The 12,708-nt window shown below is 72.3% G+C and carries 11 protein-coding genes; 7 read left to right on the top strand and 4 right to left on the bottom strand.

Annotated elements, in window-relative coordinates; genetic code table 11:
* Positions 1-73: 73 nt before the first annotated feature.
* From ACTWP8_RS05610 to ACTWP8_RS05630, 5 genes are all read left to right on the top strand, one after another.
* Positions 74-1,303 carry a L,D-transpeptidase gene (locus tag ACTWP8_RS05610; protein ID WP_443321033.1) on the top strand — a complete coding sequence of 410 codons (1,230 nt, stop codon included), beginning with the start codon at positions 74-76 and terminating at the stop codon, positions 1,301-1,303.
* A 170-nt stretch (positions 1,304-1,473) separates the two neighbouring features.
* Complete coding sequence (locus ACTWP8_RS05615; protein ID WP_443317334.1) at positions 1,474-2,241, top strand: enoyl-CoA hydratase/isomerase family protein; 768 nt, start codon at positions 1,474-1,476, stop codon at positions 2,239-2,241.
* A gap of 205 nt (positions 2,242-2,446) precedes the next feature.
* Complete coding sequence (locus tag ACTWP8_RS05620) at positions 2,447-3,022, top strand: ATP-binding protein (protein WP_443317368.1); 576 nt, start codon at positions 2,447-2,449, stop codon at positions 3,020-3,022.
* Between the two features lie 86 nt (positions 3,023-3,108).
* A complete protein-coding gene (locus tag ACTWP8_RS05625) occupies positions 3,109-4,371 on the top strand; it encodes a YncE family protein (protein ID WP_443321034.1) in 1,263 nt (420 codons plus the stop codon).
* A 362-nt stretch (positions 4,372-4,733) separates the two neighbouring features.
* A complete protein-coding gene (locus ACTWP8_RS05630; protein WP_443321035.1) occupies positions 4,734-4,946 on the top strand; it encodes an EF-hand domain-containing protein in 213 nt (70 codons plus the stop codon).
* A 103-nt stretch (positions 4,947-5,049) separates the two neighbouring features.
* Here the strand turns inward: ACTWP8_RS05630 and ACTWP8_RS05635 are convergent, their stop codons facing one another.
* From ACTWP8_RS05635 to ACTWP8_RS05645, 3 genes are all read right to left on the bottom strand, one after another.
* On the bottom strand, positions 5,050-5,376 hold the full coding sequence (locus ACTWP8_RS05635) for a hypothetical protein (protein WP_443317332.1): 327 nt from the start codon (positions 5,374-5,376) through the stop codon (positions 5,050-5,052).
* A gap of 63 nt (positions 5,377-5,439) precedes the next feature.
* Positions 5,440-5,970 carry an SRPBCC family protein gene (locus ACTWP8_RS05640; protein ID WP_443321036.1) on the bottom strand — a complete coding sequence of 177 codons (531 nt, stop codon included), beginning with the start codon at positions 5,968-5,970 and terminating at the stop codon, positions 5,440-5,442.
* Positions 5,971-6,054: 84 nt separating this feature from the next.
* Entirely contained in the window at positions 6,055-10,611 is a 4,557-nt protein-coding gene (locus tag ACTWP8_RS05645; RefSeq protein WP_443321037.1) for an HAD-IC family P-type ATPase, read from the bottom strand.
* 145 nt (positions 10,612-10,756) lie between these two features.
* On the opposite strand from ACTWP8_RS05645, the gene ACTWP8_RS05650 reads away from it, so the two are divergent.
* Positions 10,757-11,092 (top strand): hypothetical protein, encoded by a 336-nt coding sequence (locus tag ACTWP8_RS05650; RefSeq protein WP_443317329.1) that lies wholly within the window; start codon positions 10,757-10,759, stop codon positions 11,090-11,092.
* A 169-nt stretch (positions 11,093-11,261) separates the two neighbouring features.
* On the opposite strand, the gene ACTWP8_RS05655 is transcribed toward ACTWP8_RS05650, so the two are convergent.
* Positions 11,262-12,035, bottom strand: a complete 774-nt coding sequence (locus ACTWP8_RS05655) for a class I SAM-dependent methyltransferase (protein WP_443321198.1) — start codon at positions 12,033-12,035, stop codon at positions 11,262-11,264.
* 233 nt (positions 12,036-12,268) lie between these two features.
* Here ACTWP8_RS05655 and ACTWP8_RS05660 point away from each other — a divergent pair, with 233 nt between their 5' ends.
* Positions 12,269-12,628, top strand: coding sequence for a YciI family protein (locus ACTWP8_RS05660; RefSeq protein WP_443321199.1), 360 nt, complete (start codon positions 12,269-12,271; stop codon positions 12,626-12,628).
* The last annotated feature ends 80 nt before the right edge of the window (positions 12,629-12,708 follow it).

Genomic DNA, 12,708 nt, shown 5'->3' on the forward strand with positions numbered 1-12,708 from the left:
GCGCTGGACCGGCGCGCGCCGGGGGATGTGCAGGCGGGGCCGTGCAGGCGACCCGTGCGAGGGGAGTACAACTGTGAACGTGCAGCCGATATCGGGGGCGCCGGTGGGACGGCGGAGTCGGCAGGGGGGCAAGGCCCTGCTCGCCATGATGACCGGGGCGCTGCTGCTGGTGGTCACCGCATGCGGCGGGGACGAGTCCTCCGGCGGCAAGGGCGGCGGCGTCGACACCAAGGCGTCGCAGGCCATCGTCAAGATCTCTCCGGAGGACGGCGCCGACGACGTGGTGACCACCGGCGCCCTCAAGGTCACGGCGGAGAAGGGCAAGCTGACCTCCGTCGAGGTCAAGGACTCCAAGGGCAACAAGGTCGCGGGGAAGATCACGGACGGCGGAGCCCTGTGGGAGCCGGCCGCGCACCTCGGCTCGGGCACCAAGTACACGGTGGACGCCGTGGCCAAGGACTCCGAGGGCCGCGAGTCCGCCAAGCACGCGACCTTCACCACGTTCGTACCGGAGAACACCTTCATCGGCTACTTCACCCCGGAGAACGGCCAGAAGGTCGGCGTGGGCATGCCGGTGTCCATCAGGTTCAGCAGGGGGATCACGGACCCCGAGGCCGTCGAGAAGGCCATCAAGGTCAAGGCCGAGCCGTCCGTACCGATCGAGGGCCACTGGTTCGGCAACGACCGGCTGGACTTCCGGCCCGAGAAGTACTGGGCGAAGGGCACCGAAGTGACCCTGAGCCTCAACCTCGACGGAGTCGAGGGCAGGCCCGGCGTCTACGGCAAGCAGGCGAAGGACGTGACGTTCACCATCGGGCGCAGCCAGGTGAGCACCGTCGACGCCAAGACGAAGAAGATGACCGTCGAGCGGGACGGCAAGGTCATCAAGACGATCCCGATAACGGCGGGCGCCCCGGAGAACACCACGTACAACGGCCAGATGGTGATCAGCGAGAAGTACAAGGTGACCCGGATGAACGGGGACACCGTGGGCTTCGGCGGCGAGTACGACATCAAGGACGTGCCGCACGCGATGCGACTGAGCACCTCGGGGACGTTCATCCACGGCAACTACTGGGCCGGGAGGCCGACGTTCGGCAATGCCAACGTCAGCCACGGCTGCGTGGGCCTGTTCGACGTCCGGGGAGCCGGGGACAAGAGCACTCCGGCCGCCTGGTTCTACGACAACTCACTCCTCGGCGACGTCGTGATCGTGAAGAACTCCAAGGACAAGCAGATCCAGCCGGACAACGGGCTCAACGGCTGGAACATGGACTGGGACGAGTGGAAGGCGCCGCAGTAGGGCGGCCCGGATTCCCGAAAGGGGCCCGGTGCTGTGAGCAACGGCACCGGGCCTCTTCTCGTTAACGAGGGCTAACCTTCCCTCCATGACTGTGCAACTCGAGGTCTCCGAGGGCGTCGGCACCAGCAGCCCCCATCGCCTCGTCGGTTAACGAGGGCTAACCTTCCCCCATGACTGTGCAACTCGAGGTCTCCGAGGGCGTCGGCACCATTCGTCTCGACCGCCCGCCGATGAACGCCCTGGACATCGCCACCCAGGACCGGCTTCGCGAGCTCGCCGAGGAGGCGGGGCGCCGGGACGACGTGCGGGCCGTGATCCTCTGGGGCGGCGAGAAGGTGTTCGCGGCGGGCGCGGACATCAAGGAGATGCAGGCCATGGACCACGCCGCCATGGTGGCCAGGTCCCGCGCCCTGCAGGACTCCTTCACCGCCGTCGCCCGTATCCCCAAGCCCGTCGTCGCCGCCGTCACCGGCTACGCCCTGGGCGGCGGCTGCGAGCTGGCGCTGTGCGCCGACATCCGCATCGCCGCCGACAACGCCAAGCTGGGCCAGCCGGAGATCCTGCTCGGCCTGATCCCCGGTGCGGGCGGCACCCAGCGCCTGTCCCGCCTCGTCGGCCCCTCCAAGGCCAAGGACCTGATCTTCACCGGGCGGCAGGTTAAGGCGGAGGAAGCTCTCGCCATCGGCCTGGTGGACCGGGTCGTGCCCGCGGACGAGGTGTACGAGGAGGCGCGCGCGTGGGCCGCCAGGCTCGCGCAGGGCCCCGCCATCGCGCTCCGGGCCGCGAAGGAGTCCATCGACGCCGGGCTCGAGACGGACATCGACACCGGGCTCACCATCGAACGGAACTGGTTCGCGGGCCTGTTCGCGACCGAGGACCGGGAGACGGGCATGCGCAGCTTCGTCGAAGAGGGCCCGGGCAAGGCCAAGTTCCGCTGAGGTTCCGCTGAACACAGCCGAGTTGAGAGGTCGGGCGGACCCCCGCCCGACCTCGTGCGGGCGAATTGTGCCGACCCTGAACCACCCTTGAACCGTACCCTTGCGGGACGCTCAGCGATCATGCGCCTGCGGAACGTCATCGCAGGTCGGATGAGTTGGGAGCGGTTGCAGGCTGCCTCGGGCGTATGTCGGGAGCGGGGGCGGAATCGGATATTCCGACATCTGCAATTGCACGGTTCCCGCACGAGAGGCCGCGCAGGGCGGCCATGATGGGGGCATGGCGGGCCTCGGAGAGATGGATCAGCCGCAGCGCCGCACCGGCGCGACCGCGGCGCGGTGGGTGCCGTCCGTTGAGGACGAGCACGCTCTCAAGGCTCTCGACCTGTTCGGCAATCCGACGGTCGAGGAGGTGCAGCTGCCCTCGCGCCCGGAATCCGCCGCCACGGCCCGCCGTCTCGCTCAGTCGGTCGTGCTGCGCCATTGGGGGCTCAATGTGCAGTACGCCGAGCATGCCGTTCTCCTCGTCTCCGAGCTGGTCGGGAACGCCGTACGGCACACCGGGGCCCGCAGCTTCGGGCTGCGGATGCTGCGCCGCCGCGGCTGGATCCGGATCGAGGTGCGTGACCCTTCGCGCGGCCTGCCCTGTCTGATGCCGGTGCACGAGCTGGACACGAGCGGCCGCGGCCTGTTCCTGGTGGACAAGCTCTCCGACCGGTGGGGCGTCGACCTGCTCCCGCGCGGCAAGACGACCTGGTTCGAAATGCGGGTCACGGACCGCTGAAGCCTGCGACCCCGGACCCGACACGTCACGGCTGCCAAATGGGTTAATAGCGGGCTCATCGCCTTCGCGGGCCGTTCAATGGCCGCGTGAGAGCCGTACACCACCATGGGCCGGCTGCCGCAGATCCTCCGGGAGGCGGGGGTTCCCGCCTTCCGCGCCGGGGTCCTGCCGCCGCCCGCCCCGCCGCCCTGCTCGCCGCTGCCCTCCTCGCCGTCGCCTCCGGCTGCGCGTCCTCCTCCTCCGAGGACCGCGACCGCGCCTCGCGCAGCCACGGCGCCCCGTCGCAGCCGCCCAGCAGGTCCCCGCGGCCCGTACCGGCGGGTCTGCCCGGCATGCCGCCGGTGCTCGACCCCAAGGACATCTACGCGGCCGACCGCCCCGGCCAACTGTCCCCGGTGGTCAAGGACTTCCCGTCCCGGATCTACGTGCCCAACACCACCTCCAACACGGTGTCGGTCATCGACCCGAAGACGTACGAGGTGATCGACACCATCAAGGTCGGCATTCAGCCGCAGCACGTGGTCCCGTCCTGGGACCTGAAGACGCTCTGGGTCAACAACAACCGCGGCCACACGCTCACCCCCATCAACCCGAAGACGGGGAAGGCGGGCAGGCCGGTCGACGTCCACGACCCGTACAACCTCTACTTCACGCCCAACGGCAAGTACGCGGTCGTCATGGCCTCCCTCGACCGCGAGCTGGTCTTCCGCGACCCGCACACCATGGCCGTCAAGAAGACCGTCCCCGTCTCCTGCTACGGCGTGAACCACGCCGACTTCTCGCCCGACGGCCGCTACTTCATCGTCTCCTGCGAGTTCTCCGCCGAACTCCTCAAGGTCGACACCGAGAAGATGGAGGTCGTCGACCAGCAGCGGCTGCCCTTCCGCGGCGCCATGCCGCAGGACGTGAAGATCTCGCCGGACGGGAAGACCTGGTACGTCGCCGACATGATGGCCCACGGCGTCTGGGTCCTCGACGGCGACACGTTCAGCACGCCGAAGCTGATGCCCACCGGCAGGGGCACCCACGGCCTCTACGTCAGCCGCGACTCGAAGTCGATGTTCATCTCGAACCGCGGCGAGGGCACCATCTCCGTCTTCGACTTCCGCAGCCGCAAGCTGAAGAAGAAGTGGAAGCTGCCGGACGGCGGCAGCCCCGACATGGGCGGCGTCTCGACCGACGGCAAGGTGCTGTGGCTCTCAGGGCGTTACGACTCCGAGGTCTACGCGATCGACACCCGCACCGGGAAGCAGCTGGCTCGCATCCCGGTCGGCGGCGGCCCGCACGGCCTCGCCGTCTACCCGCAGCCGGGCCGCTACTCGCTCGGCCACACCGGCATCTTCCGCTGAGGCGGCGTCAGTTGGCGGAGGTGGCACCCGTGGCGTCCGTGGCACCGGAGAAAAACTCGGTGGAGCGGTGGATCGCGCATCCCTAGAGTCGTAGGCGTCCAGGTGCGAAAGGGACGTTCCCGAAGAGGCACGCTGAGCTGACGCGGTGCCGCAGAGGCGGACGGCAGCTCCTGGGGCCCCGCCCCCGGTTGACCGTGCACGGGGGTCATCGGTGAACCGGGGGTGCGGGGTTCGAGAGGTTCACCACGGGACGGACAGAGCGTCACTCATGGCAGACGACAGCCGTCTCCGGCCGCAGCGGACCGAGCCGATAGTGTGTTCCCGTTTGGCAAGCACCAGTGCAGCACCCAAGGGGAGGACCAGTGGCGGACATCGAGGCGGCGCGGCGCGCGTTCGAGCGGTACGACCTCAACAAGGACGGACTGATCTCGGCGAGCGAGTACAAGAGCGTGATGGCCCAGCTCGGCGACCCGTTCGTCACCGAGACCGTCGCTCAGGCCGTGATCAACAGCGCCGATTCCGACGGTGACGGCCTGCTCTCCTTCGACGAGTTCTGGGCCACGCAGCAGGGCTGAGGTCGCTCTGGCCGTGATCAACAGCGTCGGCTCCGACGGTGACGGCCTGCTCTCCTTCGACGAGTCTGGGCGGCCACGCAGCAGGCGGCCTGCTCAGTGCTGCTCAGCCTCTGAAACCGCGCACGGGCGCCCGCCCGTGCCGCGTACTCGCGCGCCGTCTGCGGTCGTTGCACAGCAGGCACTTGCCGTAGCCCGGCGGCAGCGGGTCGTCCGGGTCCCCGTACAGCGGGTCGACGGCGCCGCGGGGATGCTCGGGGCATCCCGTGGCGCCGTACTCGGACGAGAGCGAGCCGGCGGCGGCGAGCGCCCGCCGGAGGGCCTCGACCAGCTCGTCGGCCTGCCGGCGCGACGGGCCAGCCTCCAGGCCGCAGGCGATGTCCGATGCGGCGCTGAGCGCGGTGCGCAGTTCCAGCAGATCGGCGTGGCTCATACCCGTGAGACTAGGCGGCCCCACTGACAGTCGGCCCCGGTCTCAGGCCGTGCTGTCCCGGTCTCAGGCCTTCGGCTCTGCCGGGCCCTGCGGGCCCTCCGGGCCCGGTTCGGCTTCCTCGGTTCCGGGGGCGGGGCGCTCGACGTGGGCCGCGACGTCGGCGAGGTCCTTCTCGATCGACTTCGCCACCGCCTTGGTGCCGAGGCCGCCGAACACCTTCATCATGACGCCGGCGAAGCCCCCGGGAGGCGTGGCCGAGAAGCTCATTCGCACCGTCGTGCCGCCCTCCTCGTCGGTCTGCGGAGCGAGCGTGAACTCGGAGACGTAGTGCGCGCCGTGCGCCTCCGACTCGACGACGCAGTGCGAGGGCCTCTCGCACTCGGTGACGAACATCTCCTCCGTCGCCGTCCGCCCCAGCATCTTCCGGGTCTCCCGCCACCGGGTGCCCTCCCCGAACGGGCCGGGCGTGAGCACCTCGACACTCTGCACGCCGCTGAGGACGCGCGGCGCCGACTCCAGGTCGGTCAGCGCCTGCCACACCTTCTCGACCGGGGCCCCGATCCACCGCTCGACGACAACCTGCGTCTCACTCATGGCCTCTCCGTACGTCTCAGGCGGCCCGGCCGGTGGCCCACCGGCGGCCTCCACACCCACCCTGGCACCCTGCGCAGGGCGCCGCTACTCGGCGGCGGGTGCGGCGGCGGTTCGGGCAACCTCCCCGGCTTCCCCGGCTTCTCCGGCCTTCCTGGCCTCACGGGCCGCCGCTTCCCCTGCCGCCCCGGCCTCCGCCCCAGCCGCCTCCGGAGCCTCCCCCGCTTCCTCCTCCGCCTCGGCCAGGCGCCGGGACAGCGGGCCGAGTACGGCGTTGAGCAAGGTCGCGGAACCGATCGAGCCGAGTGCGATGCCCCACGCCACCGGGCCCAGCGGCGTACACCCGAAGAACTGGCTGACGGCCGGCGTCTGGATGATCGCCGCGAGGACCGCGGCCGAACCCAGCCCCGCGGCCAGGACATTGCGGTCCAGGCCGCCGGCGAGGAGCGTCTGGGCGAGCTGGGTGCCGACGACGGCGGCCAGCGCCACCGTGCTCGCGCGGCGCTGCGTGCCCGTGAGGCGGGCGAGGCCCCAGGCCAGTCCCGCGCCGAAGGTCGTGGTGGCGCCGCGCACCACCATCTCGTAGGTCAGTGCCGCGCCCAGGGACTGGTGCGGACCCTCGCGCAGCAGCCGTTCGCCGACCCCGGCGGTCGGCTCGCGTACGGCGATGGCCAGGGCGGGGGCCAGGTCGGTGAGCAGGTTGACCAGCATGATCTGGCGGGCGTTGAGCGGCGCGGTGCCGGTCAGGGCAGCGGCCAGCACGCTGAAGGAGACCTCGCCGAGGTTCCCGCCGATGAGGATCGCGAGGGCGGCGCGGACCGACGCCCACATGGCCCGGCCCTCCATCAGCGCCGAGATGATCGTCTCCAGCCGGTCGTCCCCGACGACCAGGTCCGCGGCCGCCGTCGCGGCCGGTGTGCCGCGCCGCCCGAGGGCGATCCCGATGTCGGCGAGCCGGATCGCAGGAGCGTCGTTCGCCCCGTCGCCCGTCATCGCGACGACCCGGCCGAGCCGCTGGTAGGCCTGGACGATACGGACCTTGTGGTGCGGGCTGCACCGGGCGATGACGTCCACGGTGGGGAGCAGCGCGTCGAGTTCGGCGTCGTCGAGCTCGTCGAGATCCGGCCCGGTCGACACCGTGAGCTCCGTGTCCGCGCTGACGGTGGCCGCGATGGCGTCGGCGGTGGCCGGGTGGTCGCCGGTGAGCATGACGATCTGCACCCCGGCCTCGCGCAGCCGCGCCGTGGCGGGGGCGGCGCTCGTACGGACCGGGTCGGCCAGCGTGATGAACCCGAGGAAGACGAGGTCGTCCACGGCGTCGTCGGTGAGCTGGGCGTCCGCCCGCATGGTGCGCTCGGCCACGGCCAGGACCCGGCGGCCCGCGCCCGCGAGCTCCTCCGCCATGGCCGTCAGGTCGCTGCGCCCGGCCTCGTCGAGCGCGGCCGTCGTGCCGTGCAGGCGCCTGCGGCGGCAGCGGGACAGCACGTTCTCCGGGGCGCCCTTCACGCTGAGCAGCACGCCGTGCGACGTACGACCCGCGGTGGCGTGGTAGGCGCGCGACGGCTCGAAGGCCAGGGAGTCGGTGCGCCGCCAGCGGGCCGCCCCGCGCCGTACGGCCACCTTGGCCCTGCGGGCTCCGGCCGCCACCGCCTGGTCCGTGTGATGGGCCATCGGCTCGGCCTGGCGCGCGGGCGGGGTGGCGCGCAGCGCGGCGGCCAGCACTGCCTTGTGGTCGGCGCCGAGCCGTTCCAGGGCTTGCGCGGACTCGCCGTCACTGACCGCCGCCAGCTGGAGATGGCCCTCGGTGAGGGTGCCGGTCTTGTCGAAGCACAGCACGTCGGCGCGGCCGAGCGCCTCGATCGTCCGGGGGTTGCGCACCAGCGCGCCGTGGTCCGCGAGGCGCCTGGCGGCCGCCAACTGCGCCGCGTTGACCAGGAACGGCAGGCCCTCGGGGACGGACGCGACGGCCAGGTTCACCGCCGAGGCGAGGGTGTCGGTGATGCGGTGCCCGTGCAGCAGGCCCGCCCCGGCCACCGCGGCCGCGGAGCCGAGCGCCACCGGCAGTCCGGCCCTGGTCAGCTTGGTCAGCCGTGCCTCCACGCCCGTCACCGGGGCGGAGCGGCGGGCCGTGGCCATGCTGCGGCCCACCTCGGTGGCGGACCCGGTGGCCACCACGACGGCCGTCGCGCGTCCCGCGGAGACGGTCGAGCCCTCGTAGAGCACCGAGCGGCGGTCCGCGATCCGCGCGGCGACCACCGGCGCCGGGTCCTTGAACACCGGCAGAGACTCGCCGGTCAGCGAGGACTCGTCGACCTCGAGCCCCTCCGCCTCCAGCAGCCGGCAGTCCGCGGGCACCACGTCCTCCGGACGCAGCACGACCACGTCCCCGTGCACCAGGTCGCCCGCGGTCACCAGCCGCTCCACCCCGCCCCGCCGCACTCGCGCGCCGATCGCCGAGCGGGCGAACAGGTCGGCGAGCGCGCGCTCGGTCCTGACCCGCTGGAAGCCGCCGACCAGCGCGGACGTGGCGGTGATCGCGGCCACGAGCGCGGCGTCGGTGCGCGACCCGACGGCGGCGGCCAGGGCGGCCCCGGCGGCGAGGACCGGTGTGAGCGGGTTGGCCAGCTCCTCGACGAAGGCGGAGGGCAGGGTCGTACGCGCCGGCTCGCCCGTACCCGGCTGGGCGCCCGCGCGGTCCGCGGCCTCCTGCGCGCTCAGCCCGTCGGCTGTGGTGCCCAGGCGCTCCAGCACCCGGTCCGCGGGCATCAGATGCCAGGGCGTGGTGCTCACGGGCGGCTCGACGGGCTGGGCCAGCAGCTGCCGGGCCCGCCAGACGCCCATGCAGAAGGCCGCGGATCCGGCGGCGGTGCCCGCGGCCTGACCGCGCGAACAGGCCTGCGCCGGGGCCGACTGCAGCGCGGCGACCGCGCCGACGCCGCTGCCGCCGGCGGCGAGGACGGCGCTGTCGTGGTCGACCCGGGCGGCCACGCCGATGCCGTCGACGATCAGCCCGGCGGCCTCGAGGTCCGCGCCGACCAGCAGGTGGGCACCCCACGCGGGCGGTTCGCCGGCGCGGTGGACCCCGATGCCGCAGTCGGAGGCGCCCAGCGCGCGGCGGTTCCCGGAGATCAGCAGCACCACCGCGCCGTCGGCCTGCAGCGCCCGCACCGAAGCGACCAGCCGCCCTCCACCCGGCACCACGGCGTCCGCGAAGGAGAACGCGGGCTGGTGGCGGTCCGTGGCCAGCACCACCCGTACGCCCGCCCGGCGAGCGGCCGCCGCGACGGCCTCCGCGCCCGGGGCGGTCTGCGCGGCGAGGCCCGCCACGGCCTCCAGGCGACGGCCCCTGGCCAGGCCGAGGATCCGCTCGCTGCCCTGCTTGCGCAGCCGCCCGGCCGCCTGCCGCCCGGTGCGCCCGGTCAGTTCGAGATCGTCGAGCGGGCCCAGCACCCAGCGGCCCTCCCTGCGCGTCTCCAGCGCCGCGTCCGGGCCGAACAGCGCGAAGAACCGCTCGGCCACCGCCTCGGGCTCCGTCCCGCTCAGCGGCACCAGGTCCACCGGCTCGTAGCGGTCGGCGCGCAGCGCCTCCTCCTCCAGCACCACCGTGTCCACCTGCCCGAGCCTGCGCAGAGCGGCCCGGTCCATGGCCACCACGCCGCGCAGCGAGAGGAACCGGCCGAGCGTCGTCGCGAAGCCCTCGCGCCCCGCAGCCGGGGCCTTCGGCAGGGCGGACAGCGCGACCGCGAGCCCGCGCCGCGGACCGGCGAAGGGTACGGACAGGCCGCCCGCCAGCGCGCCGATCCCCATGGCCCGCTCGGCGTAGCGCGCCACCGTGTCCCGGTGCGGCGGCCCCGGCCGCTCCACCACGATCGGTTCGGCCGACGCGTGGTCGGGTCCTCGTACGAGCCCCGGCTCGGCGGCCGCCCACGCGTCGAGCTCCGCGCCCGCCTCCCGCCACTGGGCGACCCGCTGCGCGACGTCCAGCGCCAGACCGGCGCCCCGCGTCGCCACGCCCTGCGTCAGTGCGCTGACCACCGGGAGGACGGACTCCGCGGGCTGCTCGCCCGGCAGGCCCCGGTCCGCGAGATGCCGCAGCCGCGGGTGGTGCTGCAGCGTCCCCACGAGGGCCGCCACCTCGGCGGGCAGCGGCGCCCAGCGCACGAGCCGGGTGACCGTGGAGAACCCGAGACCCACAGCGTCCGCGGCCAGTGCAGAGACCGAAGGGCCGGTGCGCGGGCCCTCGGCCGGGTGGTGCGGCTCGGCACACCACTCGTCGTGCTCGGGAACTTCCGGCACCGCGCTGCGGGCCTCGGCCTGCTCGATGAGCGCGATCAGCTCGCGTGTGGGCGCGGGCGGCGTGGCGAGCCCCACGACCACGCGCTCGGACGGCGCGTTCACCCGCGCCCACGCGACTCCGGGATGCTCCTCGAGCGCCTGCTCGACGAGCCGGGAAACCCGTACGCCGCCTGGGCCGCTCAGCTCGCGGACCTCGATGTAGCAGCGCCCGGGGCGCTCCCACACCCCGCGCCGCGGCAGCCCGAGCACATGGCCCGCGAGCACCTGCCCGGCGAACTCCGCTGCCCCGCGCAGGCCTTCCAGCGGGACGTGCAGCGGGCCGTACAGAGGGCCACGCAGTGGTGACATCGTCCGTACCTTCCGGTGGGGACTGGGGACCTGGGGACCCCGAAGGCCCACGGTTCCCTTACCGGTCCGAAGTACACCCGATAGACTGAAAATGGAACTGGTGAACTAACTGGTGCAAACCAACTCATGTGCGGATGTGAGAACCGTGACCGCCAAGACCAGGGCCAAGCCGACGGAGACCAGCAAGGCTCCCGAGCGGCGCCCCACCGGCGGGCGCAGCATCACCATCACGATTCCCCCGGTCGACCGGGTCGCCTCCGGCGCGATGAACGCGGCGCTGCTGCCCGTCGCCGTGGCCCGAGAGGTGCTCCCCGCCAAGGGCGGCCTGCCGCTCTACGCCGGCCTCGGTGTGCTGGGCGCGGCGGACGTCCTCGACTGGCCGGTGGCCGTCGGCATCGGCGTGGGCTACGCCGTCCTGCGCCGCGCGGGCCCGCTGGCCCCTGCGGGAAAGGGCGCGAAGGCGCAGGCGGCGAAGGCGTAGGCAGCGCGGGCCGCAGTGAAGGCGTAGGGGCTACGGGTGGCTGAACCGGGTTCTTACGGGTGGCTGACGCGGATTTTCGACTGTCCGTGCGGGCGCCGCTCCCAGGCGTTCTTACGGGTGGCTGACCCGGATTTTCGACTGTCCGTGCGGGCGCCGCTCCCAGGCGTTCTTACGGGTGGCTGACCCGGATTTTCGACTGTCCGTGCGGGCGCCGCTCCCAGTCGTCCATGAAGCGGGCGGCCATGCCGTGCTTCTCGGCCAGCCCGATGAGCGTCTCCGTGCGGTAGTAGAAGTCCTCATGGAGGACTTGGTGCTCGGTGCCCTCGGTGCGGTCGAAGGTGAAGTCGAAGAAGCCGTCGGGCGCGAGCACCCTGCCGACGTGGGCCAGGCACTCCTCGATGACCTCGAGCGGCGAGTGCGAGAAGACGCTGTGCGCGTGCACCACCGAGAACCAGCCGCTGGGCAGGAAGTCCAGCGTCAGGTCGGTGGTGAGGGCCAGATACGGCAGCTTGTCCTGCAGATTGCGGCGGACCACGGTCCTCTCGGCCTCGACCAGGATGTCCGGCGAGATGTCGATGCCGTAGTAGTGGCCCGGCTCGAGATAGTCGATGAAGCGCCAGCCCGCCCGCAGGTTCCCGCAGCCGATCTCCAGCATCCGGTCCTGCGGCTTCAGCCCGTGCTCCGTGAGGTAGTCGAACTGCATCTGCCCGAGCGCCAGCCAGCGCTCCTGCGACGCGCTCCCGACCGCCCCCTCCGGACTCCGCGCGGTGTCCGAGGCCATCACGGCCCGGTAGTACGCGATGTGGTCGCGGTGTCTGGCCCGCAGCCAGGCGTCGCGGGCGGCCCGCCGCAGGTGTGCGGGCACGCGCTGCGGGTGCCGCACGGCGTAGCTCACCTTGTGGGCGAGGCTGGTGCGGTTCCTCCGCTGCCTCGGCGCGGCCATCTCGGGCATGGCGGCCTCCGTTGGTCGGGGTGGCTGATCCCTTGGGGGAGCGTAACCGAGCCGCGAAAAAACTTCGCCCGTCGTGTCGATTCGGCGGTCCCCCGTTCGATGCGTCAGTAGAGGCAGGGTTTCGGCGGCGGAACGGTCGCGGAGCCCGGCTCACCGCCGGAACCGGAGCCACGAGGCACCGGCACGGCATTGACAAGGCATGGAAGCGACAAGGAGACATGGCGATGCGGTTCATGATGATGGTCAGGATCGACGAGAACGCGGCGCCCGAGGGCGGCCCCAGCCCGGAGCTGATGGAGGAGATGGGGAAGCTGATCGAGAAGATGACCAAGGCCGGCGTGCTGCTCGACACCGCTGGCCTGCGGCCGACCTCCGAGGCCACGCGGGTGCACTGGGACCACGGCAAGGAGAGCGTGATCGACGGTCCGTTCACCGAGACCAAGGAGGTGATCGGCGGCTACGCGATCGTCCAGGCGAAGTCGAAGGACGAGGCGGTGGAGTGGGCGAAGCGCTTTGTGCGGATCCACGGGGACGACTGGGAGATCACGTCCGAGGTCCGGCAGATCGAGGAGCCGGAAGGCTAAGCGGCCCCAGGGCTGCCCCAGCCCCGCCCGGGGTACGGGCGGGGCGGGGGCAGGGGTGGCGGGGCCCGAGCCGTACCGCG

The sequence above is a fragment of the Streptomyces sp. 7N604 genome (assembly GCF_052245475.1).
GTDB lineage: Bacteria > Actinomycetota > Actinomycetes > Streptomycetales > Streptomycetaceae > Streptomyces.

Bases quoted from the DNA above. Each gene is read 5' to 3' on its own strand.
- ACTWP8_RS05615 (WP_443317334.1), top strand. From the start codon at position 1,474: ATGACTGTGCAACTCGAGGTCTCCGAGGGCGTCGGCACCATTCGTCTC.
- ACTWP8_RS05635 (WP_443317332.1), bottom strand. From the start codon at position 5,376: ATGAGCCACGCCGATCTGCTGGAACTGCGCACCGCGCTCAGCGCCGCA.
- ACTWP8_RS05640 (WP_443321036.1), bottom strand. From the start codon at position 5,970: ATGAGTGAGACGCAGGTTGTCGTCGAGCGGTGGATCGGGGCCCCGGTC.
- ACTWP8_RS05645 (WP_443321037.1), bottom strand. From the start codon at position 10,611: ATGTCACCACTGCGTGGCCCTCTGTACGGCCCGCTGCACGTCCCGCTG.
- ACTWP8_RS05655 (WP_443321198.1), bottom strand. From the start codon at position 12,035: ATGGCCGCGCCGAGGCAGCGGAGGAACCGCACCAGCCTCGCCCACAAG.
- ACTWP8_RS05660 (WP_443321199.1), top strand. From the start codon at position 12,269: ATGCGGTTCATGATGATGGTCAGGATCGACGAGAACGCGGCGCCCGAG.